Here is a 24,661-nt window from a genome sequence, read left to right as displayed (position 1 = left end):
ATATGCGGGAGAAACATATCGGGCTGGGCCTGTTCAGTCTGCTGGTCTTTATCTTTCTGCTGGGCCCGCTTCTGATCATATCGGTCACTTCGTTTGAACCGGGAACGGTACTCAAATTTCCGCCGGAAGGGTTCTCCTTCCGCTGGTATGAGAATATTTTCAACACAGGCGGTTTCCTCCGCACATTCCAGACGTCCATCATCATTTCCTTACTGGGAAACTTGTTGGCACTGGTGCTCGGAGTTCCGGCTGCGTATGCACTTAGTCGTTACGATTTCAAAGGCAAGTCCGTGCTGAACGCACTGTTCCTGTCCCCGGTACTGATCCCGGGAATCGTGCTTGGTTTTACATTGATGAAATACCTGATCGTAATCTACCATCTGCCGATGTATCTCGGACTGTTGATCGGTCATACGATTATCATGCTTCCATTCATCATTCGGGTTATCGCGTCGAGTCTGTCGAGCTTTGACTTTGCAGTGGAAGAAGCTGCGCTGAGTCTTGGTGCGGGACGGGTAAGAACGTTCTTCACGATCGTGCTTCCTAACATCCGCTCAGGAATTATCGCTGCCGTGCTGATTGCCTTCCTGGAGTCCTTCAACAACGTGGACATCTCGGTGTTCATGACCGGACCAGGGGTAAGCACATTACCGATCCAGATGCTGACGTATGTGGAGAATTATTTTGACCCAACGATTGCCGCGATTTCCGTGCTATTGATGGTACTGACCGGACTCTTAATGTTCGTGATCGAACGGATCATGGGCGGATTTTCATACTTTACTAAACGTTAATTGGAGGCGCAGAACGCTATGGCATTGCTGACATTAGACCACGTATCCGTGGCATACGATAAGCAGACAATCCTGAAGGATTTTCAGTTGGAGCTGGAAAAAGGTAAACTGCTCTCCCTGCTCGGACCGAGCGGTTGCGGCAAAACAACTACGCTGCGCCTCATCGCCGGATTTCTGGAAGCATCACAGGGCAAGTTTATGTTCGGCGGCAAGGATTATACGAAGGTTCCGGCGAACAAGCGGAACTTCGGATTTGTATTTCAGAGTTATGCGTTATTCCCGCATCTATCTGTCTATGACAACGTGGCCTTTGGCCTGCGGATGCGCAAGGTGAGAGACAAGGATATCTCTTCCCGTGTGATGCGAATCCTGGAAGTCGTTAACCTGAATGGATTTGAGAAACGTTTTCCACAAGAACTGTCCGGTGGACAGCGTCAGCGTGTAGCCATTGCTCGTGCATTGGTCATTGAACCTGACCTGCTCTTGTTCGACGAACCGCTCAGTAACCTGGATGCCAACCTGCGCCTCAACATGCGGGTGGAGATTCGCCGCATTCAGCAAGAGCTGGGCATCACAACGCTGTATGTCTCTCATGACCAGGAAGAGTGCTTCTCGATCTCGGATCAAGTAGCGATTATGAACAAAGGCGTGGTTGAGCAGCTCGACCGCCCGGAAACCATTTTCAAATATCCGGCAACGGAGTTTGTAGCACGATTCATCGGGTTCCATAATTTCATTGAATTCGCGGAGCGCAGTGATGCAGGTGAATTAATCACACTGAGCGCAGGTGGACGCACATTTACAGCAACTGCGCATCCCGGAACAGCACGTCCCGGTGCTCGTAAAGGCGCAATTCGTCCGGATGATCTGATCGTTAGTGGAGATACCTCTGCGAATGTGATGAACGCCTTGCCGGGCATTATCAAAGTTAGCACCTATCTGGGACGTAGTTATCAGTATGTGATCGAGACGGAACTCGGTGACTTTACAGCAAATCAGGAGATGGAAACACCATACCTTAGCGGGCAACGTGTTAGCCTGATCTTCCCACAGGACAAGCTTGTATTGGTAGAGTAGTCGTGAATGTAGCGAGTAGCATTAAGAAATAAGAGCAGTAAAGAAGGCAATTCATGCGATGATTCCCGGACGATGGCAGTGGTGCGCAGTCATGTGCAGTACAGCAGATTAAAGTGCAGGTTCATTGTCCGGTTCGCATCATGGTGAAATGCTTGTGAAGAAGGAGATTATGCCCCATGCGTGCAGATCAACTGATTGTAAATGTACATGTGTATAACAGTTATTATAAACGGTTTGAAATGAACAACGTCGCTGTGTTGGGCGGCAGATTCCTGTATGTTGGACCCGGTGGACCTGAGTTGATTCAGGCAGACGAAGTCATTGATGCGCGGGGAAGATACATGATTCCTGGCTTGATCGATATCCATCTGCATATCGAAAGTACGATGGTGACACCGGAAACCTTTTCTCATGGTCTGATTGGCTGCGGGGTAACGTCTATTGTCGCAGAACCGCATGAGATGGCAAATGTGTTCGGGCTGGAGGGTGTGCAGGAGATGATGGCTGTGAGTCGGGACACCACCGTGGATATGTTCTATGCGATCCCAAGTTCCGTTCCGGCAACCCCGATGGAGACAACAGGCGGTTCGATCGAAATTGAAGATATGGACGTGTTGCTCGCCACTGGCGAGATCATCTGTCTGGGAGAGATCATGAACTATGTCGATGTCATCCGTGATCCGGAATGCAAGACAAACCAGATTTTACAGCATATTCGCAAAAACTATCCGGATCTTGTGATCGAAGGACATACACCGAAACTGCTTGGACTCGATCTGCATCGACTGATCTACGCAGGTATCGATTCCGATCATACTCATCAGAGCATTGAGGGATTACAGGCTCGGATTGCGGCAGGTATGTTTATTGAAATTCAAGAGAAATCAATGACCCCAGAAGTCATGGAGTACCTGATTCAACATGATGTGGCGCAGCATTTCTGCTTCGTAACGGATGATGTGATGCCGGATTCACTGGTGGAGCATGGTCATCTGGATCATATCGTGCGCAAGGCAATTCAGATGGGGATGCGTCCGGAAGACGCGATTTATGCAACAACATCAACCCCTGCTTCCCGGATGAAAATGACCGATCGTGGCAGCGTTGCCCCAGGCAAAGTAGCCGATTATGTGTTGTTATCTAACCTGGAGGAGCTCGCTATTGACCAGGTGTACAAAAACGGCCGCAAAGTTTATGACGATTACGAACCGTATAAGCAGGAACGCATAACCGGGCAGTTCCCACCTCACTTCTATAAGAGTGTACAGTTGGAGAAGCTGGGCGTAACAGATTTTGCAATTCAGTTGTCAGATCCAAAAGTCAGTGGATCAGGGGTTGATCTCGCTGGTGAAGGTGAGTACCAATGCCGTGTCATGATGGTGAAGGATGGTTCTACTTTTGTGGAAGAGCATATTGCACCGGTTCAGTCCTCGGATGGTGAATTACGCTGGGAAGAAAGCGGATATGCGCAGATCGCGACCTTTGAACGTTATGGCGTGAACGGCAATCGTGCACATGGTCTGATCGGTGGAGACACCATCAAGCGTGGAGCTATTGCAACGACATACTCACATGATAATCACAACCTGCTGGTTGTAGGACGTAATCGTGAAGATATGATATTGGCAGCTAACACAGTGATTTCGAGCCAGGGTGGGTTCTGTGTGGTGGAAGACGGCAAGGTGTTGTCCCATCTGGAACTTCCCGTAGGTGGCATTTTGACGGAGGAACCACTTGCAGTGGTATCCCATCAAGTGAAGGAACTGAGAGCAGCGATGTTGTCTCTTGGGTACGTGCATTACAATCCGATCATGTCGATTAGCACGCACTCCCTTGCGGTAAGTCCCGCGCTGAAGATTACGGACTATGGCCTGATTGATGTGAATGCAGGTAAGGTTGTATCGTTAATTGTATAGACTGAAGACACATATGTCGTGAAAAAACACCCTATTTCACAATTGTGAGCTAGGGTGTTTTTGTCTGTGCTTGTTGGAATTATTATTTTAGCAACTTCTCTGGGTTCTTCACTTTAATGGAAACAACTTCGCCGCAATCCAGACAAACCGTGTACATTTTTTCCACACCGAGAGTCATTTTCTTATCCAATGGACGAAGGTTGATGTAATCCGATGCTTCTACGAAAGATGTTCCTCCGCAATCATGACATTTCTTTTCTGATATACTCATAAGTTCATTCCACCTTTTATTCATTTGTAATGTGTTCATTAATATAATATTCATTAAATGGAAATACAAAATTATCTAATTATTCATCGTAGATTAGGGTCCGTTAGTCCGTGTAACCTAAATTTTTATTTTGCCTTCTAAAGTCCACTCCAAATATTTGGACACTGAAGGTGCGACCCATTTTCGGCTGTCATTTTCATGATTCCACACAAACACGTCATCTCTACACGTTCCATCCCCTGTCACAGGAAAAGCAAATAAATCCCCAATCCCACTTTCCCCGAAGAAGAGCAGGTGATCAAAGGGCATGTAGTAATCTTGGGAGTGGTCATCCCGATAATGTCTGTTTTCATTCTTAATTTGATCTTCTGACCAGATAAGTCCCAAATCGTAAATAGCTCTGACTCCATTGGTTTCGAGCAATATTTCTTTTAATTCACGAGGGAGCGTAACCTGTAAGGAGTCTTCCACCTTTGCAATGTCATCACCAGATGCAGGGGGACTGAACGTATACTCCTTCGAAATGCTATGTAGATGCTCTTTCCACATGAATAAAGGCCTCCTCGATATATTCTAACTGTCAGTAACGAATGAAACGGTATGTAATTGATTGAAAAAAGAAGTCCTTCTTAACTTAAAAGGCTACTGATTTTGATGTAGCGCAGTAATGTTATGTAAGGACTACTCTTCTAACTCCAGTTTACCAAGTTAGCCAACCGCTCGTTCGTTTATAGTTGTGCAGAAGATCGTATTGCTCGTGGTGCATGAGACGCTTCATTTTGGTTCTATACAGACGATAATCATGTTTACGATCGGGTTTACTTTCTTTGTTGTAATGCGTGCTCTTGATTCCTTTACGGTGATCTTTCAGCTTTTCTTTTCTTGGATCAATGAACTTCTTGTTGTGTCTCTGTGCAAAAGCTGTTTCATTTTCCCATGATTGAATCTCTTCCTGTGTGAACATCTTCATCCCCGTTGTACCGGGCTAGATTTTGGCTTGAGTAGCCAGTGCCTTGAGCACAACTAATAGAAGAAGAATTTTGGGTTGAACATCGTCATCACCTCAGATTTAATCATCCTTATTTTAACATATAAAGCCGTCCGATCAATTCTGGTCTAAGCGTTATTATGGGCACTGTTCTGGAGTAGAGATGATCACGCAACAAATCCCTTTTGGACGAGGCATAGGAATACATATATAGTAGTAAGAAAAGAGTGTTTGGACGCAAAAGCAGGAGGATAGACAACCATTATGAGTGAAATAAATAATGCTAAAACGATATTTTTCGATGTGGATGATACGTTATATGATCACTTGCAGCCACTTCGTGGCGCGTTGCAGGACGTTCTCGGCCTGCCCGATGAGTTCCCTTATGCTGAGGCCTATCATCGTTTTCGTTATTATAGTGACTGGCTGTCTGCACAAGAAGATCTGTCCGCTGTACCAGAAGCGGATGCAGTAGAGCGAATGCGCCGTCGGAGGTTTGAGTTGACGATGGAAGAGTTCGGACTCCCCCTACAATCGGGACAGGCTGAAGAACTACAAGCACAGTATCTGAGCAGACAGTTTGAGATTGTACCTTTTGAAGGAGCGTATGAGCTGATCAGAAGGCTTCAGGCAGAAGGCCATACCGTTGGTCTAATCACCAATGGAGAAGGAGAGCATCAGCGCCGCAAGCTTGAAGCACTGGATGTGCTCAGTCTCGTGGACAAGCATCTGGTCTTCATCTCCGGAACGACTGGTTATGCGAAGCCGGATCGCAGGTTGTTTGAATATGTGAGTAAGCAGTCCGGGACAGATGCCCGTTCCAGCTATTACATCGGAGACTCGTGGCGTAATGATGTGGTAGGTGCAGTGGATGCAGGCTGGACAGTCATCTGGTTCAACCATCGGGAGGCGCTGCCGGAGTCCGATCATCAACCTCATTTTGTAGCATCGAGCTATGAAGAGATCAGTCGTATTCTGACTTTTGAGTGTGTTCAAGCTTAAGGAGATTTATGTTTAAAGGAGCAGTCTTGTTACCGTCTTAGGTGCAGGTCTGCTTTTTTATATTATACCTTCTATAAAGGCATCATTAATGAGGTGTCTAACTCTTCGCTTTCAATTACAATTGCCATGAGTCCAGCTTCTGTTTTGGTTTCGTGCCATTCATGTTTATCCCAGAGAACCGCTTCGCCACAACGAGCTTTGATGTATTCATTTGCTTCCCCTCTAACCCAACCCTCTCCACTTACTATTAAAAGGAGTTGAGGAACTGCAGCTTGGTGATAACCTATGACCCCACCCTCAGCTAAATGCATACATCCGATATGAGCTGCTTTGTTGGTCTGCGTTATACGTGACATTACGAAATTAGAATCGAATTTGGTAATCTTTTTCCCTGACTCTTGTTTAAATTGAAATATTCTCATGTTTACCTCCGCAATAGTGACTAAGTTAACTTCCTATAATGGTAACTATCTTTATGATGGGTATCATCCTATTTCACTAATTTATGGATAATCCGATCAGATGAGTCTATCATAACTCCAATAGGTTGGGGAGAGTTTGCTTAAAATCATCTTTTTTATTAGCCTGCGCCAATGTTTCTATGAAGCTGTGCTTCATGAAATCTTCATTTGAAAGAGTAGTTCAGAGCCTTCCCAAACAGGATATGCGGTGTTATAATTAAAACAAGATTTAGATTAAGTCTAAATTAAAATAAGCGAATCAAAGCAATCCATTATAAAATTCAAATTCTATTTTTATATTCGAGAGGGGATAAATTCCATGAGCACAATCCAAACTAGAAACAACACTTTTGCTAACAATGCCACAGCACTTCAAGAGGTCCTGAACCGTCAGATCGCAGGTTGGTCCGTACTATACACGAAACTGCATAACTTCCACTGGTATGTCCAAGGACCTCATTTCTTCACACTGCATGCCAAATTCGAAGAGTTGTACAACTTGGCTACGGCGAATATGGACGAAGTTGCAGAACGTTTGCTGGCTATTGGTGGACGTCCGGTGGCTACGATGGCTGAACAGCTGCGTCTTTCTCCAATTGAAGAGGCACAAGGGCAGTTGTCTGCTGAGCGTATGGTAGAGTCGGTGGTTGCTGATCTGCGTACAATGGTGAAAGTGATTCATCAAGGCATTCACGAAGCGGGAGAAGCAGAGGATAACGCAACGGAAGATATGCTGATTGGATTCACCGCTGCGCTGGATAAAGAGGTCTGGATGTTAACCGCATTTCTGGGCAAATAAGCAAAGTCACCCTACATCCTGACAACGATATGTAGAGTCCGTGAACAAAGTGTCCGTTCGCTTACAAATCCGGTGCGCTTGCCGTATAATGATGGCATTCAAGATGTACAGAATGGTGGAATGAACGATGCGGTCAGACCTGGAACAATTGCAGGAAGAAGCTGAACGGTTTATATATACATGTTATGAAGAGCTGGGCCATTCGCGTGAAGACGCAGAGGCCCGGCTTGTTGCCGTTATGGGAGAGATCGAAGTAACTGGTACTTATGTGCATACCACAGAGGAATTGGAGCAGGGTTGTAAAATGGCATGGCGGAACAGCAACCGCTGCATCGGGCGTCTGTTTTGGGATAAATTGCGGATCGTGGACGCCCGTCATGCTGATACGGCAGGAACGGCAGCGGAAGCTGTGCTGAATCATATCCATGTGGCATCCAACGCTGGCAAAGTAATCCCGATGATTACCATCCTTCCAGCGGATGGGCCGAATGGAACTCCGGTACGCCTCTGGAATCATCAGCTTATTCGTTATGCGGGATATGAGACAGAGCAAGGTATTATCGGAGATCCTGCTTCGGTGGAGCTGACCAAGGCGGCGATGTCACTTGGCTGGCAAGGGGCAGGTAGCCCCTATGATGTGTTACCGCTCATTATTCAGGCACAAGGACAAGCCCCAGAGTGGTATGTTGTGCCAGAAGAAGAGATTGTGGAAGTTCTTATTGAACATCCGGAGCAAGCGGAAATTGCCGAGCTGGGCATGCGCTGGTACGGTGTGCCGATGATTGCTGATATGCGACTGGAGATTGGCGGTATATCTTATCCAGCAGCACCATTCAATGGTTGGTATATGGGTACCGAGATCGGCGCCCGTAATCTGGCGGATACGTTCCGGTATAACAAGCTGCCTGCGGTGGCGGAAGCGTTTGGATTGAATACGTCGAGTGAAACGACATTGTGGAAAGATCGTGCGTTAGTTGAGCTGAATGTGGCTGTGCTGCATTCGTTCAAAAAAGCAGGTGTGAGCATTGTGGATCACCACACGGCGGCAACGCAATTTGCTATGTTTGAACAGCGGGAGGAAAAGGCTGGACGTGAGCTAACCGGAGATTGGGTGTGGCTGATTCCGCCAGTATCCCCGGCGACAACACATATTTTCCACAGCTCCTATCGTAATGAGATCGTGAAGCCGAACTTTTTCCGTCAGGATCAGGCGTATACCCTGAAAGATGGCGTGGCATCTGCCGCAGAACTGCGAAGCAGTGAGCAGCAGAATGCACAGGTAGAGAATCACCAGCCGCAGGCCGGAGATGCACCAATGAAATGCCCGTTTGCACACTAAATTGTGCAGACGGGTTATTTTTTGTGATCCTTTTGTATCAAAGGAAGAACTACCCCTCTTTCAATCGATATCGACTGCGCATCACAGCCTGAACTACAATGGCAACAGCAATCAGCACTAGATTGAACACAAACACGGAGTACAGCGAGCCAACTTCCATAAGTAGCGCTGCAACCAGTGGAGACACGATGGAGCCGATCTCGGCAGCAGAGACAATTTTGCCTATGACAGAACTTCGACTCTCGTCCGGAATATGATCACCAATATGAGCAAAGAACGAATCCATGTAACATGCACCGCCAACCCCGCCAATCAGCATGCCAACGTAGACCCATAGATGGGAGGACGTGCTTAGAAATACAACAACTTCGATTCCAATCAGGAACATGCCGAGCATGCAAAGCAACAGACGATCGCCTAACCGGTCAGAGAGATGACCAACAAAGGGAGCAGCGGCGAGCGTAGAGATCCCGGAGACGGTGAAGGCGAGACTGGTGGCAAACGGGTCCCAATGCATGATGTGAGCTGCATACAGTGCAAAATAGGTGAGAAATACGGCATAGGCGCTCATCTCCAGAAAATGTACCGTACCGTAGCCAACAAGCTGTTGCCGCCTGGTGAACCCTGTGTATGGGCCAGTTGTTGTTGATTCGGGAGCTTGGTTGGATTGGGAGGTTAAGGAGGTATCCGCAGCTTGCGTATGCAGTGCATCAGATGTTGTTGAAGGTAAAGGAGGGGTGTCATCCGTGTGGAGCACCGGGTGTGCTGAGTTGACCAGAGGTTCCTGCTTAACAACACCCGAAGGACCTTCTAATAGAGGATCACTTAGCGTATCCCCAGACTCATGACTAGCTCTAGCTTGCGCAGTCGTCTTCATCCCCATCGCAGCGACCACGGCCATCAGACAACATACGGTAACGAGTAAAAAAGGCACCGACAATGGCCAGTGCAGCGCGAGCCAGCCACTTATGACCGGACCGAGCACCATGCCGCCGCCCTCACTACTGCTGATATATCCATTGTACAGGCCGCGGTTGTCTACATTACCCTCATCTCCGATGATGGAACGTACGACCACGGTAAGGCCCGTGGAAGCGAGCCCCTGTAGAAGTCGGAGCAGGCCGAATAACACCGCAGCAGTAGACAGCGCGAAGCCGCCCATACAGACAGCCAGCAGGATCAGCATCAGGATGAGAGCCTTTTTACCACCTAGTTTCTTATAAATTGCCGCTGCTGGAACGCCACCAATTACTTTCCCCACATAAAAGAGTGCAAAAATAACCCCCATCATCCAGCCGGACAGGCCGAATTCTTCAATAAACAAAGGAAATAGGGGCAGGATCATGAATCCGCCCATCTGACTTAAGAAACAAATGGTCATCAGCAAAGGCAGGTTACGACGAATATCCAAGAGCCAAGACTCCTCTCACACATAAAATGGAATCCTAAAATCCTTCATTTACTCCATATGGGTACGTATTATCGACATTACCCGTAATGTATGCAGAATTTTTGAAAATAAGAAGAAATGACACGCGGCGTTTACATCAAAACCATTGCGGATATACCTGAATCATATATAATAGATGGGTTATCTATAAGGATGCATGAACGAAAAGTGTACAGACTTAAGAGGTACCTCAAGTATAAGGGGGCGATGTGAAGCATGTCAGAACAACAACCGATTATCCGCTTCGAAGCGGTGACTCAGCAATACGACCAGGATGAAGCCGTATTGAAGGCGGTCAGCTTTGAGATTGAGCGGGGTAAATTTTATACGCTTCTTGGCCCATCGGGCTGCGGGAAAACAACGATATTGCGGCTGATTGCCGGTTTTGCGGAGCCGACACAGGGCAGTATTTATTTTAACGGTGCGCTCATCAACAGAGTGCCTGCCCACCAGCGGCAGGTGAATACCGTATTTCAGGATTATGCATTATTTCCACATTTGAATGTATTTGAGAACGTAGCCTTTGGTTTGCGGATCAAAAAGATGAAAACGGCTGAAATTCGCAGCAAAGTGTTGGAAGCCCTCAAATTCGTCAATCTATCCGGGTATGAAAACCGGGAAATTGGCGAAATGTCCGGCGGACAACGACAACGTGTCGCGATTGCACGCGCGATTGTGAACGAACCTGAAATTCTGCTACTGGACGAGCCGCTTTCGGCACTTGATCTGAAATTACGGACTGAAATGCAGTACGAGCTACGGGAGCTGCAACAGCGACTGGGCATCACGTTTATCTTTGTTACGCATGATCAGGAAGAAGCCTTGGCGATGTCCGACGAGATTTTTGTCCTGAATGGCGGCGTGATTCAACAGAGCGGTACACCGAATGATATCTATGATGAGCCGATTAACCGCTTTGTAGCAGACTTTATCGGTGAATCGAACATTGTATCGGGCAAAATGAAGCAGGACTTTGTGGTGGAATTCGCTGGCGCACAGCACGAGTGTGTTGATCAGGGTCTCCAGCGGGACGAGCCGGTAGAGATTGTCATTCGCCCAGAGGATCTGGAGATTACAACCGAAGACCAAGGCAAACTCAAGGTCAATGTGGATTCCCAGTTATTCCGCGGGGTGCATTACGAGATATCCACGTACGATGATGCGGGCAATGAGTGGCTTGTTCATTCAACCAAGAAAGCCGTTGTCGGCGCACGGATTGGACTGTATTTTGACCCGGAAGCAGTACACGTCATGCGCTTTAACGAGACCGAAGAAGAGTTCGACAAACGACTCGAAGCCTACCAAGAGGCCGCTCATGCAGACTAAGGCCAGCACACGCAATGCGTATCTGATTCCATATGTATTATGGATGGTGTTGTTTGTTGTGGCGCCGGTTCTGCTGGTCATCTATTATTCGTTCTTCGATGTGGAGGGTAACTTCACGTTTGGCAACTACGCCAGATTCTTCACACCGGTGTACTTGCAGATGACGCTCAGTTCGTTCTGGTATGCATTTCTGATTACGGCGTTCTCACTGCTGATCTCGTATCCAACGGCGTATATGCTGACCCGGACGAAGCACAAGCAGCTATGGTTGCTGCTGATCATTCTGCCAAGCTGGATCAATCTTTTGCTAAAAGCGTACGCCTTCATCGGTCTGTTCGGAACGTACGGTCTGACCAACTCCCTGCTTGAAGTGGTGGGTATTGGTACACAGCAGATTTTGTTCACCGATTTCAGCTTTATTTTTGTCTCGGTGTACATCTTCATTCCATTCATGATCCTGCCGATCTTCAATGCGCTGGAAGAGATGAATCCATCGTTGATCTATGCGGCGCGTGATCTGGGAGCCTCATCGTGGCTGACATTCCGCCGAGTTATCTTTCCACTGACGATTAGTGGAGTGAAATCAGGCTGTCAGGCTGTATTTATTCCTGCGCTGTCTCTGTTCATGATTACCCGCCTCATTGCGGGGAACCGTGTAATTACGCTGGGAACAGCGATCGAACAGCATTTTCTCGTCACCCAGGACTGGGGGATGGGTTCAACGATTGCCGTCTTTTTGATTATTGCGATGGCGATTATTATGTTCCTGACTGGATCAGGCAAGAAGGAGGTGCGTAATGGGAAGAAACGGAAAGCTGTCTAACGTCTATCTAGCCGTTGTATTCGCCATATTGTACGCACCGATTGCGTATCTGATCTTCTATTCCTTCAATAGTGGCGGCCACATGCGCAGCTTCGAAGGATTCACGCTTGAATGGTACAAAGAGGTGTTCGCTGATACTCGGCTGCTCATCATTGTGCTGAATACATTTATCATTGCGCTCCTGTCATCAGCGATCTCGACGATCCTTGGTGTAGCAGGAGCACTGGCGATCTACCATGTGCGTCGCAAACGGACCAAGAACACGCTACTGTCACTCAATAACGTGCTCATCGTTAGTCCGGATGTCATCATTGGTGCATCGTTCCTGATTCTGTTCACCATGATTGGTATCAAACTGGGCTTCACTTCGGTTCTGCTGTCTCATATTGCATTCAGCGTACCAATTGTCGTGATCATGGTACTGCCGAAGCTGCAGGAGATGAGTCCAACTCTGATGGACGCGGCACGCGATCTGGGTGCTGGCTCATGGCAGATTCTGACGCGTGTGGTGTTGCCATACGTGAAACCGGGTATTTTTGCCGGATTCTTCATGGCATTGACGTACTCGCTCGATGATTTTGCAGTAACATTCTTCGTCACGGGTAATGGATACTCCACACTCTCTGTAGAGATATACTCCAGAGCAAGGCAGGGCGTTTCGTTGTCCATCAACGCTTTGTCCACCCTATTGTTCCTGCTCACGGTGTTGCTGGTGGTTGGATATTACTTCATTAACCGCCGTGCAACACGGATACCACCCGGAGGAAAGGGGCTGCGTCCATGAAGCAACTGGTACGGACATTTGCGATTGTTTTTGTGGCCGCCTTTGCCCTGATGATCCTGGCTTCGTATCTGAATAAGAGTCAGGGGTATTCTGGCGGCAACACGCTGACCATCTATAACTGGGGCGATTATATCGACCCTGATCTGCTCAAGGAGTTTGAGGACGAGACAGGCATTAAGGTTATCTATCAGACGTTTGACTCCAATGAAGCGATGCTGACCAAGATTGAGCAGGGCGGTACTACGTTCGATGTGGCGATTCCTTCCGAATATGCGATTAGCAAAATGAAAGAGGAAGACCTGCTCGTTCCAATTGATCACAGCAAATTGACTAACCTGAGCAACATCGATCCGCGGTTCTTGGACTTGTCCTTTGACGAAGGCAACAAGTACTCGATCCCTTATTTCTGGGGAACAGTGGGGGTTGTGTTCAATCCTGAGCTGGTGGATGGGTTGACGTTTGATAGCTGGAATGACCTGTGGGACCCGCGTTTGAAAAATCAAATCCTGCTCCTTGACGGTGCACGCGAAGTCATTGGGATGGGATTGAACAGTCTCGGCTATTCTCTGAATGATACCAACGAAGACCATCTGCAAGAAGCGCTGAAGAAGCTGTCTACATTGACACCAAACGTCAGAGCAATTGTCGGAGACGAGATCAAAATGTTACTCGCGAATGAGGAAGCAGCAGTTGGACTTGTATGGTCCGGGGATGCGTCCGAGATTATGGATGAGAACGACAAGCTGGATTACATGGTGCCTGAAGAAGGCTCGAACCTCTGGTTCGATAACATGGTTATTCCAAAAACAGCGAGTAATATTGAAGGGGCACACCAGTTTATCAACTTTATGCTGGACCCGGATCATGCCGCTCGTAATGCGGAGTATGTTGGTTACTCCACTCCGAACGCTGAGGCACTTAAGCTGCTGCCAGAGGACATCTCGGAGGATGAACGCTTCTATCCAGACGAGACACTGACAGGTAAGCTGGAGGTCTACGATAATCTGGGTAAAAAAATGCTCTCGCATTATAACGACCTGTTCCTGGAGTTTAAAATGCACAGCAAATAACCGCCAATAGGGTGTGCACAGTTCGTTAGATCTGAAAAAAATAAAGGGGTGCTGCTCGTCATATCAATTGATGACGAGCAGCACCCCTTTTTTATTACTTACTTCAGAGCAATAGCGCTTGAAGTGCCATATAAGATGAACATTTAAGATCACACGTTAACGGAGGGGACAGAACAAACGAAGGAAGCGAAGCGGTCGCCTTTATCAACGGATTTTCCCATTGCTAGATGGGATTCAAAAAAATCCGGGGATAACAGCGATCCGAAGTTGTGCTGTCACCGCAGTGACTCAGTTAATCGCACCCCATTCATCTTATATAATTGCCACTACATGCGTTTTTTGCGACCCACCATGATCCATGCCCCACCCATAATCAACACAATCGCCACGAACGGTTGAATAAAACTCAAGCTGCTCAGCATCGTGCCAATCGACATCACAGCGAAGAATAGCAACGATATCACCGTTAGAATGTTGATGGGAATCAGCAACCATTTGTTCCGACCACCAAACCAATACAATTCGAACAAACCAACAGCAACAGCCAGAATGAAGCCCGGCCACATTGTACTCCAATTGTTGAACAGCATGGCGATCTGACAGACGATACCGACGGTGAGCAGCAGTCCACCAGGAACCAGCAGTCCAACCCCTCTCCCAATCATGGAGAAGTACAGCCAGTGGAAGAACAGCCCGAGTGGAATCACGAACAACGTGGGCCAGAATGTAGCGAAGATTGTACCTGGACCGAGTGAACCTCCCTGGTTCAGAATCAGGTACACGCCCAGCAAAATGAGAACAGGCGCAAGGATCGTACGTTTAGCCATAATATCTCTCCTTCTTAATACAAGATCAATTTTCCGAACGGTTGTATGTAGAGCAATTACTTTCGTTACTCACAGCATACCATGAACTGGAAAAGTATATCCTCCGTCTTTGGAGTTAAAATGAGCCTAGACCAAAGTCTAGGTAAGCATTTTGGGCAACTACCTCTCCCTAGATGAGGGTGTAGTTGAACATACTAAAAACCCACTCTGTTGAAGAGTGGGTTCTGTCATTCTTTTTATCCAAAACGAAGCTTGTTATTTCACCACATCCGAATGTTTCTTGCCCCAGCTGTTCACACCGTCATCCTCAATAATGGAGATGGCAGCGTCGGCGATGTCGGGGTTTGTCATCAGTTTCTCCTGAATACGGAACTTGATGTCATCCGCATCGGCAAGACTGAGTCCTTTAGTCAACTCAATCAGACCTTCGACATGATAATAACGGCCTTCCTGAATGATACGCATCATCTGAATATCGGCAACGTGTGTGTCTGCGAGAATAGTCTGGGACACTTTGTCCTCAATATCCTGCGGAGCCGCTACCCCGATCAATCCAATCATATTATCGTAACCGACCCGGAAGGCTACAGCGATCATCAGACATCCAATAATCGTCGTCACAATGCCATCGAGCAATGCAAAGTTGGTCAAGGCAATCACCACGACAGAGATCAATGCAAGCAGAGCACCGAGTACTGCTACAACATCTTCGTAGAATACGAGACGGGTTGGTGGCGCCGCACGGCCTACATTTTTAATGGCAGCAGGGACCAAGGCAAATCCGGCGGCTTTGGGTGCGCGTGCTTCTTTTAGAATTTCCTTCATGGCTTTGATCAGGATGGCCCCGTCAATGACAATGTTCAGAACAAGCACTCCGATGTTAATCCAGAGACCGCCGGTATGACCAACAGGATGCTGCAAAAGATGGATGCCTTCATGGATCGTTTCATACGCCATAATGGTAACAACAATAACGGCGATCATACAGAAAATGTTAATGACCCGTCCGAATCCGGTCGGGAAGCGGCGTGTAGGTTTTTTCTCGGACAACACACTTCCGACAAAGACAAACCCTTGGTTAATGGCATCAGCGAGTGAATGCATCGCCGAAGCGAACATGGCACCACTGCCACTGAATAGGAAGGCTCCCCCTTTGCACACAGCAAGAACAGCATTACCTGCCATCGCTACGGCGGAGGATGTATTTCCTTTTTTGATGAGAGACATAAAGCTCTCAGACTTCGGTTGTTCAGCCACTTCGTATGTTCCTCCCAGATCAATGTATTAGGTGTAGAAAAGGCAGTCTTATCTATACAGCATGTGCATTTCCACTAAATGTTATTATAACCGCTTTGACATATCCCAGCATTATGCAAAAAAGGTCATATCATTATGCGCATTTCAGTACTCAATGGCTTCCAAGGCACGTAAATTGCGGTTGGATTGTTCCAACAGTTCCGTAAACGTCCCAGCGACATAATATACAAAATCCGGGTCATGCACGTACATAATAATCTGTCCAACCGTTCCTTGCTCTGTCGGATCAAAGTCGAACATCAGATACAGCGAACCACCTCCAAGCATGCCAAACGTGATCCATTTCTTTTGAAAAAGGTAGGGTTTGATTCGGGGATCAAGCTCACGGATCTCTTCTTCGGTAAAATAATCATCCATGCGGTTCTCCACCAGCGTGGACTGCTCCTTTTGAATTTTTTCCAGGGATAACAGGTAAAATGGCTCGGATTCCCGTCCTTCCTCAAGGCTTGGGTACAAGACGTGAAAGCCATAACCACTCCCATTTTTACGTTTATAAAACGCACGAAAATCAGCAGGTAATCGAATACCTTGTTCACGCTCGAATGCGTCGAGCTGTTCATCCGTCACGCCTTCAAACTCGCGATAAGCCTCCAAGAGCTCCCGGTTTTCCTCATCCTGTACCTTCTCCTCCAGCAACATATCCAGTTCTTCCATCAATTCATATATACGCTGTTCTGGCATCCAATTCCCTCCGCATGAGCTATTCAGATAATATGGTGAGTGATATGCGAGCAAACTGTGCCTAATTTCACCTCATATTATAGTTATAATCCGAAAAAGCACACAAGAAACCGGAGTCCTTGCTTACATGCAACAATGGTCTCATTATTTAAAGGTGGTTGTTGCATATCAGCACACCTGTCTCCATCCCAATCGATTATGTACATCCATCATGGCAGTCACTCCTAACAACAAATAAAGCATGTGTTACAGGGGCAATCCCTGTAACACATGCTTTATTTTTTATCTACTATATAAGTGAAACTAACCTTTTACATAGTCCTCTTTAATCAAACTTCCAACAGGACAAGCTCAGATTGCCATACTGATAGGCTTTAAACAGGAGCGATGCACGTTTGTTCTGATCTCCCGCACCCATGGCGAGTAACAGCGGTACAAAATGCTCCGGCGTAGGCACGGCGGCTTGAGCTGAAGGTGCCAGTTTATCATAGGAGAAGAGAGACTCCGTATCCCAGCTCACCAGCTTGTCATGCAGCCAGTTGTCGAACTCTGATGCCCACGGGTCAACGCCGTTACTTTCCCAGTTCAATCGACGTAGATTGTGGACGGTTCCTCCGCTACCAATGACAAGAATGTCTTGCTCACGCAAGGAAGCGAGCGCTTGTCCGACCTGATATTGCTGCTCACCTGTCAGATAGCGATTCACGGACAAGGCAATTACAGGAATATCCGCATCTGGGTAGAGCAGGCGTAGAACGACCCAAGCGCCGTGATCCAGTCCACGAACGTCATCGGTCTGTACCGGAATCCCGGCTTCTGTGAATAAACGTTCTACCTCGGCTGTGGTCTCTGCCTGTCCTTGAGCCGGGTACTTGATCTGATACAGCTCGGGCTGGAAACCGCCGAAATCATAAATGGTCTCATAGTTGGCTACCGAGGATACAAGCTGAGTTGTGGATTCCCAGTGAGCAGAGAACAATACGATTGCTTTAGGTTTCGGCAGTTCCTGTCCAAGTTTTTGCAAAAATTCGGTGTACACATTCTCCTCCAGTGCCAGTGATGGGGCACCGTGAGCAATAAAAAGAGATGGCATCATTATGAATTCAGTCCTTTCGGGTCTTCGGTAGTCAGATTTGCATCCGTCCGAAGCCAGTGTTGAAATTCTTGATATAGATCGGGGGTCACCTGGTGTCCACCGTTGTAAGGTACATATGTGACGTGATTGGTGTGTTGACGGAAGAAATTGGCGTTATCTTCGCCCAGTTGTAACGGGAATAGATGATCTTGATCTCCATGCGAGATGAACACAGACAGCTCCGAATCGGGTTGCAGCTTGTACTCGTCTTTCACAAATTGCGGGATATACCCACTCATCGCTACAATGCCTTTAATTGCATCTCCCATCACCAGCGATAGGGTCATTGCCATAATGGCGCCCTGGCTGAATCCGGCGATATAACGCCGCTTGGGATCAATAGCATATTTGGCGGACAGATCAACAATCAATTGTTGCAGTCCCTGAACGGAGGCATCATACAATTCACGGATGGGGTTGCCAATGCTTTTAATCTGAAAATAAGCAAAACCACTACCCTGAACGATAGGTCCACGGATGGCAACAATAATAAAATCAGACTGCATAGGCTCCATCAAACGAAGCATATCTTGCTCATCTGATCCCATACCATGTAAGGCGAAGATTACGGGATAACGCTGATCTGAATTGTAATGAGACGGTAATCGGACTTCATGTATATAAGGAGAATTCATTGAAAACACCACCTGATGAGGATTGAGTTAATATATCGCTTTGATGATAAAGTTTACTAATATAAAATAAATATTCTTATTTATGAACAAAATTTATCACGGTTTCATTGTAGGGTCAATACTTTTTTTGTATGATGAATATATGTTGTTTATAAAAAATCTTGAATGGTTCTACAATAAATGCCGTTGTGCATGTTCATATCTTATTCCCGAGGACGTGATTAGGATGTTAAAGAGTATCGTGCCTATCTTGAGAATATTTGATGAAAATAAAGCTAGAGAGTTTTACCTTGAATACCTGGGTTTCCAATTGGATTGGGAACATCGATTTGAGCAAGAAATGCCCTTATATATGCAGATTTCACTCGATTCCATCGTGATTCATCTCTCCGAACATCATGGAGATTGTACACCTGGAGCTGCCTTGCGCGTGGAGACGGATAACTTGGATACATTCCATGATGCACTTCGTCAGAAAGAGTACAAACATGCGAGACCCGGTATAGAGGAGACCCCTTGGCAATCAAGAGAAATGACCGTGACTGATCCGTTTGGTAATCGAATTATATTTGTTGAGGCAAGCGCCGAATAGATAACCTGAAGAAGCGAAGCGGACGTCTAGTGTTTAAAAATCAATAGAAGGGAGGGACGCGATATGGATATTGGCTTGGCTATTCGTACGATCCGCAAACAGAAACAGATTACGATCATGCAGATGTGCGAGGGCACGGGGTTGTCCAAAGGTTTTATCAGCAACGTAGAAAATAACAAAACGTCACCTTCCATTGCTACGTTGGAAAGTATTGCGGATTATCTGGAAGTGCCACTTCCCTATTTGCTGCTGACACCGGAGCAACGGATGAATGTGGTACGTAAGAACGAGCGTAAGGAGACGACAGCAGGAAGCGGACAGATCAAAGTGCAGCAGCTTACAGCCAAAGGTGCGATGCGTATGTCCATTGTGGAGTTACCGCCAGGTGCTTCGACCGGGATCAGCAAACATGCTGGGGAGGAGAGCCATCTGGTGTTGCAGGGCAAGATTCGTGCGGAGCAATGCGAAGATGTGGAAGTTCTTGAAGTGGGTGATTCGTTTACTTGGAATGCGATCGTGCCCCATGAAGTGACCAATATCGGTGAGGAACCTGCGGTGGTGCTCATTGCGGTGTCCAAAGAATTGGGTCTGGATCATCTGTAAAATACAAAAAGGACGGCTCCCAAGTCATGAACATGCGAACCTGCATACATGTACAATGGGAAACGTCCTTTTATATTTCTAACGAACTGAGCGAACCCTATTAGATGAGTTTAAGCAGATCTCGAGATGTAACGAATCTCAGGCGCTTTATTTCACTGCTGTGTGTGTAATTTGGCTACATTCCACAGAATTCTGGCGAGATAACCTCGCAGTGATTCGTTACGTTTCTCATTTCCTGCAAAAGAGTACAATAAGGTGCGAGAGATTCCTTAGAAAGGTCAGAAGCACCTGTCTATTGTGGATTAGTTGTCCAGATGCCTGCTGTTTTAACGAAGACACGGTCGGACAGCTTGAGCGTTGCGAGTGCAAGTTCAGCTACATCTTCCGCTTGCATCATGCGATCTTCGTCGCCAATTTTCAGTCCGGCATTGGTCGCAAGCTCCGTATTAACGGTGCTTGGAGTCAGTGCCGTTACACGAATGTTGGACTTGCGCACTTCCTGCATCAGAGATTCGGTCATGCCAAGCAATGCAAACTTGGACGCGCAGTATGCCGAACCTGTAGCGAATCCGCGCTCACCTGCAGTGGAAGCAATATTGATAATGCTGCCGCTACTTTCCTTGATCATGCTCGGAAGGACAGCGCGTGTAACGTAATATGTACCCATAACGTTAACATGCAGGATGCGCTCCCACTCTTCCGGCTCCATCTCCATGAACGTTCCGAACTTTCCGATCCCCGCATTATTGATAAGGATATCCACCGCACCGAGTTCCATCTCGATGGCTGCTACAGCGGCTTCGGCCTGCGTGCGATCCGAGATATCTGCTACTGCACTGGTTACTTTCACACCGTATTCTTGACTCAGAGACTGTTGCAGAGCCTGAAGATCGGAAGCGGTACGTGCAATAAGGCCGAGGTGCACTCCTTCTTTGGCAAGAGCTTCAGCGATCGCACGGCCGATACCTTTTCCGGCACCTGTGATGATCGCTGTTTTATTTTTAAGTTCCATGTGGGTAATTCCTCCTTAGAAATGGACTAGCATTCAATTATACTATTATTACCCACAGTTCGGAAATTGGCTTCATCACTATCTGGTAATCTCGATGCTACCAGAAGAAGTACGGGCCTTGATCACTTCGCGGCTCACCATTGGCGATTCAGGTACATCGACACTTCCGGAAGTAGCCTTAGCATCATAGATTCCGTCAAAATCAGGTGCAGCTTGAATGAAAATATCTCCAGATGTTCCGGATGCATTGATTGGCGCAGCATGGGACTGTTCAATATGAATGCTACCCGAGGTGAATTTAACATCGGCCGCACCATTCAATTCAGTGATCTCAATATCTCCTGATTTAATCTCACTGTTGACTTGACCGACTATCTGATCAGCAGTGAAGCTTCCGGATGTCTGTTTCACGGTCATGTCTCCATCAATCATGGAAGCGTTAATGTCACCAGAAGTTAGAACCAATTCAATATTGGGCGCCTTAATATTTTCCAGACGTATGGAACCTGAGGTATTGTTCAGCTCAAGCTGATTGGCATTCAGACCTGTCAGATCCCAGTCACTTGAAGAGGAGTCCAGCTTAACCTCATTTAATTGGTGTCCTTCAGGCAGAGCAACCGTTATTGTGGAGTCTTGATCATTCCAGTACAAGGTGAAAAATTGCAATCGTTCACGTGCTGTCTGAGACAGTTGGAATGTGCCTTTGGATAAAGTGGCTTGTTCGAAGCTTTTGACTACGGTAGGGTCCCATTTACCATCCACTTCGATATAACCATTCGAATCGGGGCTTATGACAAATTCAATATCTGCACTGAAATTAGCATTCATGATAATGTTCTGCAATTCATCTGCTTTGAAATCCCATCGTTTAGAATAATGCTCCCGTTCATCCCCGAACTGAACGCCATAGATGGATGTCCCAAGCAAACCTATTCCGATACATATCACAGCCAAAGCAAGCCACTTCTTGGTACTCATGCAGAAACATCCCCTTTCATCGTGTTTTTATTCCATCTAATATATTGAAGAGTGACGATTTTGAAGGCTCTAAAGACATACTTCGATGCGATGGCAAACAAAATGCCGACACCGAAAGCGCCAATCGCAACGAAAATTTCCGGTTTATCGAGTTGGCCCAGGAATACAAAGTCCACAACTGCTGCTACAGGAGCCACTACCAGCAAGGAAAGGCTGGCAATAACAAGCCATACCGACCACATCATGAGACCAAGAGGAATGCCAAGGATCAGATTCAGGAATAACAGGCCGATAGCTGTGAAAAATTTGCGAGTGGCGCTGGTGTTATTTCTGGGTGACCGCAGCTCGCGATACGTCGGTGCATAGAACGCATCTGAACCCGGCGTATGCATGTCATAACGATCACCGAGTGCTTCCTTGGCGATTTCTTCCGGCTGTCCGAGTTCCCGAGCGATCTCTTCTTCCAGCTTGCCTTCTCGTAGTCCAAGCTCGAAATGTTGATCATAGTCGGCGAGCAACTCAGCCCGTTCGAATGGGTCCATCGGCCGTAGATGAATTTCCATGGCTTTCATAAATTGTTGTCTATTCATTGGGGATTCCTTCCTCAATCAGATTTGCGACATTGCGCACAAATTCATTCCATTCTGTCGTCAGTGCCGTCATGTAGTCGCGACCTGTATCGGATAGTCGGTAATACTTGCGCGGCGGTCCTTCGCTTGATTCTTGCAGGTAGGTGGTGCAGTAACCGTCATTCACAAGCCGGCGAAGCAAGGGATACAGTGCACCTTCAGCAACTTCGATATGTTTGGAGACCGCCTGAGCCAGTTCGTAGCCATACCGATCCTGGCGGTTAATTAATACCAGGACGCACAGCTCCAATACTCCTTTTTTGAACTGGATGTTCACATTCACACAGGTTCCTCCTTCGTAGCTTCATTTATCGCTAGTGTATATTGTTCAGTAGTGGTGAAGTCATCATAGCATCCAGTACTGTTTAATGCAAGGTAGTGACTTTAAAATAGTTCCGTATCACGATTGATCGATAATAAGTTCGTTTAATACTGATGATCAGCTGAAGCTGTCTGTTTAGCTATAATTCAGCATACGCAAAAACCGGATCGGTTACTTCCGTCTGAAGGCGGATTCCGATCCGGTCTATGAGATGAACTTTTGTTTCTTTGGTTACAGGTTAATCGCTAAATGTCGGTTATTCTTGTGTATCCAGAACTTTAAGGTCTTCCACAGCAGGGCCCTCAATGACATGGCCTGCATAATCGAAGCGGGAACCATGGCATGGGCAATCCCACGAACGTTCGCCCTCGTTCCATTCGACTTCGCAACCCAGATGGGTGCAGGTGGTATCCACGAGAAACAGCTTGCCACTGGTGTCCTTGTAGGCGCCAGCACGTTTGCCATTATGACGAACGACGGCTCCTTCATCTTCACCAATATCGCTAACCTTTTTGTGCACAATGCCTACTTTACCGGAGATTAATTCCTTGGCTACATTCATATTTTCCACAATAAAGTGTTTCATGCCAGGATCAGCTTTGAATCTTGCCGGATCGAATATGGCAGCATGAGGGTTGTCACGTCCGGTGATGCGATCTGCGAGAATATGACCGGCCATGGTACCCGTTGTCATTCCCCATTTGGCAAACCCGGTCGCCACATAGACTCGTTCATGTCTTCCGGTAATCGGTCCGATGTAAGGCACCTTGTCGATGGAGATCAGATCCTGGGCTGACCAGCGAAAAGGGATGTTGCGGATGCCAAATGTCTCCGCTGCGAACTGCTCCAGGCGTTCATAATGACCGAAGGTGCAGATGCCTTGTCCGGTTTTATGATTTTCGCCGCCAAAGAGGATAAGTTCCTTACCGTCATGTAAGACGGTACGCAAGGAGCGGTACGGTGTATCGTCCGAGATGTACATGCCGCCCGCATAAGGTTTCTCCGGTTCGACTAATACAGCGTAGGATCGTTCGGCGTGTAATCGTGTGAAATAAAATCCGGGATCATAGACGGGAAAATGAGAAGCCACGACAATATGTTCCGCTGTTACGGATGGACCATCTCCATAAGTTCTGACATGCAGGGAAGCATCCTCCTCCACATCGGTTACGGTGGTATGCTCATAGATACGAACCCCTTGTTTCACAGCGGAATCAAGCAAGTAGTGAAGATAGGCCAACGGATCAAATCGTGCCTGACCCGGCATGCGAATGCCTGCCCTTGCGGGAACTGGAATAGGGAGTGGGTCTACCCACTCACCAGGGATATTGAGTTTGCCATAGGCGGTCAGCTCGATCTCCAGTTTTTTGATGTTTTCCTCTGATTGAATGTAGACGTAGGCATCTTCCTCTGCCCACTGGCAATCAATCTGTTTTTCCTTCACCAGATTGCGCATCCACTTCGCGGCATCGGCATTGCCTTCATAGTACATCCGAGCCTGTTCTTCTCCGAAGTGATGCATAATTTCATCAAATATGACGCCGTGCTGTGCAGATACCTTGGCCGTGGTATGACCGGTTGTGCCATCCAATACTTTTCCAGCTTCCAGCACGACTACACGCATACCCGTCTTCGCGAGCAGATAGGCTGTAGTAATGCCGGCAATACCGGCACCAATAATCGCTACATCCGCGGTGATATCTTCTGTCAGTTTCGGATAGCTATCGAATTCATGCGTAGCACGCCAAAGTGATTCTGGGACCGGGGGCAGACCCGTCTCGGGCTGCTGATTGTCGTTCATTTGTCTTCCTCCTTAATCATCTTCATTCG

27 protein-coding genes are annotated in these 24,661 nt (G+C 47.2%); 12 read left to right on the top strand and 15 right to left on the bottom strand.

Features of this window, described 5'->3' with window-relative positions; all coding sequences use genetic code 11:
- Positions 1-2 precede the first annotated feature (2 nt).
- The 3 genes from C161_RS01490 (at position 3) to C161_RS01480 (ending at position 3,787) form a co-directional block, all read left to right on the top strand.
- Positions 3-794, top strand: coding sequence for an ABC transporter permease (locus C161_RS01490; RefSeq protein ID WP_017691790.1), 792 nt, complete (start codon positions 3-5; stop codon positions 792-794).
- Between the two features lie 18 nt (positions 795-812).
- The gene (locus tag C161_RS01485; RefSeq protein ID WP_036667869.1) at positions 813-1,871 is read left to right on the top strand and encodes an ABC transporter ATP-binding protein; all 1,059 of its coding nucleotides are present in this window, start codon (positions 813-815) and stop codon (positions 1,869-1,871) included.
- Between the two features lie 176 nt (positions 1,872-2,047).
- Positions 2,048-3,787, top strand: coding sequence for an adenine deaminase C-terminal domain-containing protein (locus tag C161_RS01480; protein ID WP_036667868.1), 1,740 nt, complete (start codon positions 2,048-2,050; stop codon positions 3,785-3,787).
- An 82-nt stretch (positions 3,788-3,869) separates the two neighbouring features.
- On the opposite strand, the gene C161_RS01475 is transcribed toward C161_RS01480, so the two are convergent.
- The 3 genes from C161_RS01475 to C161_RS01465 form a co-directional block, all read right to left on the bottom strand.
- Positions 3,870-4,058 carry a hypothetical protein gene (locus C161_RS01475; protein WP_036612861.1) on the bottom strand — a complete coding sequence of 63 codons (189 nt, stop codon included), beginning with the start codon at positions 4,056-4,058 and terminating at the stop codon, positions 3,870-3,872.
- A 117-nt stretch (positions 4,059-4,175) separates the two neighbouring features.
- Positions 4,176-4,607: an SMI1/KNR4 family protein gene (locus C161_RS01470; protein ID WP_036667867.1), complete on the bottom strand. Its 432-nt coding sequence runs from the start codon at positions 4,605-4,607 to the stop codon at positions 4,176-4,178.
- 151 nt (positions 4,608-4,758) lie between these two features.
- Positions 4,759-5,028 carry a hypothetical protein gene (locus tag C161_RS01465; RefSeq protein ID WP_081745983.1) on the bottom strand — a complete coding sequence of 90 codons (270 nt, stop codon included), beginning with the start codon at positions 5,026-5,028 and terminating at the stop codon, positions 4,759-4,761.
- Between the two features lie 282 nt (positions 5,029-5,310).
- Here C161_RS01465 and C161_RS01460 point away from each other — a divergent pair, with 282 nt between their 5' ends.
- Positions 5,311-6,048, top strand: coding sequence for an HAD family hydrolase (locus C161_RS01460; protein ID WP_036667866.1), 738 nt, complete (start codon positions 5,311-5,313; stop codon positions 6,046-6,048).
- 71 nt (positions 6,049-6,119) lie between these two features.
- Here C161_RS01460 and C161_RS01455 read toward each other — a convergent pair whose 3' ends face one another.
- Positions 6,120-6,470, bottom strand: coding sequence for a hypothetical protein (locus tag C161_RS01455; protein WP_036667865.1), 351 nt, complete (start codon positions 6,468-6,470; stop codon positions 6,120-6,122).
- A 358-nt stretch (positions 6,471-6,828) separates the two neighbouring features.
- On the opposite strand from C161_RS01455, the gene C161_RS01450 reads away from it, so the two are divergent.
- Both C161_RS01450 and C161_RS01445 read left to right on the top strand, forming a co-directional pair.
- Positions 6,829-7,308, top strand: coding sequence for a Dps family protein (locus tag C161_RS01450; protein ID WP_200869383.1), 480 nt, complete (start codon positions 6,829-6,831; stop codon positions 7,306-7,308).
- A gap of 127 nt (positions 7,309-7,435) precedes the next feature.
- On the top strand, positions 7,436-8,647 hold the full coding sequence (locus C161_RS01445) for a nitric oxide synthase oxygenase (protein ID WP_036667863.1): 1,212 nt from the start codon (positions 7,436-7,438) through the stop codon (positions 8,645-8,647).
- Between the two features lie 49 nt (positions 8,648-8,696).
- Here the strand turns inward: C161_RS01445 and C161_RS01440 are convergent, their stop codons facing one another.
- Positions 8,697-10,058 carry an MFS transporter gene (locus C161_RS01440; protein WP_051449526.1) on the bottom strand — a complete coding sequence of 454 codons (1,362 nt, stop codon included), beginning with the start codon at positions 10,056-10,058 and terminating at the stop codon, positions 8,697-8,699.
- Positions 10,059-10,313: 255 nt separating this feature from the next.
- On the opposite strand from C161_RS01440, the gene C161_RS01435 reads away from it, so the two are divergent.
- The 4 genes from C161_RS01435 to C161_RS01420 are packed head-to-tail and all read left to right on the top strand — an operon-like array spanning position 10,314 to position 14,100.
- Positions 10,314-11,423 carry an ABC transporter ATP-binding protein gene (locus tag C161_RS01435; RefSeq protein WP_036612848.1) on the top strand — a complete coding sequence of 370 codons (1,110 nt, stop codon included), beginning with the start codon at positions 10,314-10,316 and terminating at the stop codon, positions 11,421-11,423.
- The gene (locus C161_RS01430) at positions 11,413-12,246 is read left to right on the top strand and encodes an ABC transporter permease (protein ID WP_017691799.1); all 834 of its coding nucleotides are present in this window, start codon (positions 11,413-11,415) and stop codon (positions 12,244-12,246) included. Before C161_RS01435 ends, C161_RS01430 begins: the two co-directional genes overlap by 11 nt.
- Positions 12,221-13,030 (top strand): ABC transporter permease, encoded by an 810-nt coding sequence (locus tag C161_RS01425; RefSeq protein ID WP_036612847.1) that lies wholly within the window; start codon positions 12,221-12,223, stop codon positions 13,028-13,030. Before C161_RS01430 ends, C161_RS01425 begins: the two co-directional genes overlap by 26 nt.
- Positions 13,027-14,100, top strand: coding sequence for an ABC transporter substrate-binding protein (locus tag C161_RS01420; protein WP_036667861.1), 1,074 nt, complete (start codon positions 13,027-13,029; stop codon positions 14,098-14,100). The genes C161_RS01425 and C161_RS01420 overlap by 4 nt, the downstream gene beginning before the upstream one ends.
- A 326-nt stretch (positions 14,101-14,426) precedes the next feature.
- Here C161_RS01420 and C161_RS01415 read toward each other — a convergent pair whose 3' ends face one another.
- The 5 genes from C161_RS01415 to C161_RS01395 form a co-directional block, all read right to left on the bottom strand.
- Positions 14,427-14,927, bottom strand: a complete 501-nt coding sequence (locus tag C161_RS01415; RefSeq protein ID WP_036667859.1) for a hypothetical protein — start codon at positions 14,925-14,927, stop codon at positions 14,427-14,429.
- A 255-nt stretch (positions 14,928-15,182) separates the two neighbouring features.
- Positions 15,183-16,184 (bottom strand): cation diffusion facilitator family transporter, encoded by a 1,002-nt coding sequence (locus C161_RS01410; protein ID WP_143781100.1) that lies wholly within the window; start codon positions 16,182-16,184, stop codon positions 15,183-15,185.
- Between the two features lie 144 nt (positions 16,185-16,328).
- On the bottom strand, positions 16,329-16,925 hold the full coding sequence (locus C161_RS01405) for an SMI1/KNR4 family protein (RefSeq protein ID WP_036667858.1): 597 nt from the start codon (positions 16,923-16,925) through the stop codon (positions 16,329-16,331).
- Between the two features lie 325 nt (positions 16,926-17,250).
- On the bottom strand, positions 17,251-18,021 hold the full coding sequence (locus C161_RS01400; RefSeq protein ID WP_036612835.1) for a DODA-type extradiol aromatic ring-opening family dioxygenase: 771 nt from the start codon (positions 18,019-18,021) through the stop codon (positions 17,251-17,253).
- Positions 18,021-18,695, bottom strand: a complete 675-nt coding sequence (locus tag C161_RS01395; RefSeq protein WP_036667857.1) for an alpha/beta hydrolase — start codon at positions 18,693-18,695, stop codon at positions 18,021-18,023. The genes C161_RS01400 and C161_RS01395 overlap by 1 nt, the downstream gene beginning before the upstream one ends.
- A gap of 226 nt (positions 18,696-18,921) precedes the next feature.
- Between C161_RS01395 and C161_RS01390 the strand changes: the two genes are divergently transcribed.
- Both C161_RS01390 and C161_RS01385 read left to right on the top strand, forming a co-directional pair.
- Positions 18,922-19,287, top strand: a complete 366-nt coding sequence (locus C161_RS01390; protein ID WP_036667856.1) for a glyoxalase superfamily protein — start codon at positions 18,922-18,924, stop codon at positions 19,285-19,287.
- A 63-nt stretch (positions 19,288-19,350) separates the two neighbouring features.
- Positions 19,351-19,890: a helix-turn-helix domain-containing protein gene (locus C161_RS01385; RefSeq protein ID WP_036667855.1), complete on the top strand. Its 540-nt coding sequence runs from the start codon at positions 19,351-19,353 to the stop codon at positions 19,888-19,890.
- Between the two features lie 292 nt (positions 19,891-20,182).
- Here C161_RS01385 and C161_RS01380 read toward each other — a convergent pair whose 3' ends face one another.
- From C161_RS01380 to C161_RS01360, 5 genes are all read right to left on the bottom strand, one after another.
- Complete coding sequence (locus tag C161_RS01380; protein ID WP_036612827.1) at positions 20,183-20,902, bottom strand: 3-ketoacyl-ACP reductase; 720 nt, start codon at positions 20,900-20,902, stop codon at positions 20,183-20,185.
- Between the two features lie 78 nt (positions 20,903-20,980).
- Positions 20,981-21,880: a DUF4097 family beta strand repeat-containing protein gene (locus tag C161_RS01375; protein ID WP_036667854.1), complete on the bottom strand. Its 900-nt coding sequence runs from the start codon at positions 21,878-21,880 to the stop codon at positions 20,981-20,983.
- On the bottom strand, positions 21,877-22,470 hold the full coding sequence (locus tag C161_RS01370) for an HAAS signaling domain-containing protein (protein WP_036667852.1): 594 nt from the start codon (positions 22,468-22,470) through the stop codon (positions 21,877-21,879). Before C161_RS01370 ends, C161_RS01375 begins: the two co-directional genes overlap by 4 nt.
- Entirely contained in the window at positions 22,463-22,792 is a 330-nt protein-coding gene (locus C161_RS01365) for a PadR family transcriptional regulator (RefSeq protein ID WP_036667851.1), read from the bottom strand. Before C161_RS01365 ends, C161_RS01370 begins: the two co-directional genes overlap by 8 nt.
- Positions 22,793-23,087: 295 nt before the next feature.
- Positions 23,088-24,632, bottom strand: coding sequence for an FAD-dependent oxidoreductase (locus C161_RS01360; protein ID WP_036667850.1), 1,545 nt, complete (start codon positions 24,630-24,632; stop codon positions 23,088-23,090).
- Positions 24,633-24,661 lie beyond the last annotated feature (29 nt).

The sequence above is a fragment of the Paenibacillus sp. FSL R5-192 genome (genome assembly GCF_000517845.1).
GTDB classification, from domain to species: Bacteria; Bacillota; Bacilli; order Paenibacillales; family Paenibacillaceae; genus Paenibacillus; species Paenibacillus amylolyticus.
The sequence above is the reverse complement of the archived record's forward strand: the minus strand, read 5'-3'. Positions and strand labels throughout refer to the sequence as shown.

Coding starts and splice junctions, on each gene's coding strand:
- C161_RS01360 (WP_036667850.1), bottom strand. CDS start 24,632: ATGAACGACAATCAGCAGCCCGAGACGGGTCTGCCCCCGGTCCCAGAA.
- C161_RS01455 (WP_036667865.1), bottom strand. CDS start 6,470: ATGAGAATATTTCAATTTAAACAAGAGTCAGGGAAAAAGATTACCAAA.
- C161_RS01415 (WP_036667859.1), bottom strand. CDS start 14,927: ATGGCTAAACGTACGATCCTTGCGCCTGTTCTCATTTTGCTGGGCGTG.
- C161_RS01460 (WP_036667866.1), top strand. CDS start 5,311: ATGAGTGAAATAAATAATGCTAAAACGATATTTTTCGATGTGGATGAT.
- C161_RS01425 (WP_036612847.1), top strand. CDS start 12,221: ATGGGAAGAAACGGAAAGCTGTCTAACGTCTATCTAGCCGTTGTATTC.
- C161_RS01465 (WP_081745983.1), bottom strand. CDS start 5,028: ATGAAGATGTTCACACAGGAAGAGATTCAATCATGGGAAAATGAAACA.
- C161_RS01385 (WP_036667855.1), top strand. CDS start 19,351: ATGGATATTGGCTTGGCTATTCGTACGATCCGCAAACAGAAACAGATT.
- C161_RS01430 (WP_017691799.1), top strand. CDS start 11,413: ATGCAGACTAAGGCCAGCACACGCAATGCGTATCTGATTCCATATGTA.
- C161_RS01405 (WP_036667858.1), bottom strand. CDS start 16,925: ATGCCAGAACAGCGTATATATGAATTGATGGAAGAACTGGATATGTTG.
- C161_RS01380 (WP_036612827.1), bottom strand. CDS start 20,902: ATGGAACTTAAAAATAAAACAGCGATCATCACAGGTGCCGGAAAAGGT.
- C161_RS01485 (WP_036667869.1), top strand. CDS start 813: ATGGCATTGCTGACATTAGACCACGTATCCGTGGCATACGATAAGCAG.
- C161_RS01400 (WP_036612835.1), bottom strand. CDS start 18,021: ATGATGCCATCTCTTTTTATTGCTCACGGTGCCCCATCACTGGCACTG.
- C161_RS01370 (WP_036667852.1), bottom strand. CDS start 22,470: ATGAATAGACAACAATTTATGAAAGCCATGGAAATTCATCTACGGCCG.
- C161_RS01470 (WP_036667867.1), bottom strand. CDS start 4,607: ATGTGGAAAGAGCATCTACATAGCATTTCGAAGGAGTATACGTTCAGT.
- C161_RS01490 (WP_017691790.1), top strand. CDS start 3: ATGCGGGAGAAACATATCGGGCTGGGCCTGTTCAGTCTGCTGGTCTTT.
- C161_RS01435 (WP_036612848.1), top strand. CDS start 10,314: ATGTCAGAACAACAACCGATTATCCGCTTCGAAGCGGTGACTCAGCAA.
- C161_RS01480 (WP_036667868.1), top strand. CDS start 2,048: ATGCGTGCAGATCAACTGATTGTAAATGTACATGTGTATAACAGTTAT.
- C161_RS01395 (WP_036667857.1), bottom strand. CDS start 18,695: ATGAATTCTCCTTATATACATGAAGTCCGATTACCGTCTCATTACAAT.
- C161_RS01450 (WP_200869383.1), top strand. CDS start 6,829: ATGAGCACAATCCAAACTAGAAACAACACTTTTGCTAACAATGCCACA.
- C161_RS01420 (WP_036667861.1), top strand. CDS start 13,027: ATGAAGCAACTGGTACGGACATTTGCGATTGTTTTTGTGGCCGCCTTT.
- C161_RS01390 (WP_036667856.1), top strand. CDS start 18,922: ATGTTAAAGAGTATCGTGCCTATCTTGAGAATATTTGATGAAAATAAA.
- C161_RS01445 (WP_036667863.1), top strand. CDS start 7,436: ATGCGGTCAGACCTGGAACAATTGCAGGAAGAAGCTGAACGGTTTATA.
- C161_RS01375 (WP_036667854.1), bottom strand. CDS start 21,880: ATGAGTACCAAGAAGTGGCTTGCTTTGGCTGTGATATGTATCGGAATA.
- C161_RS01475 (WP_036612861.1), bottom strand. CDS start 4,058: ATGAGTATATCAGAAAAGAAATGTCATGATTGCGGAGGAACATCTTTC.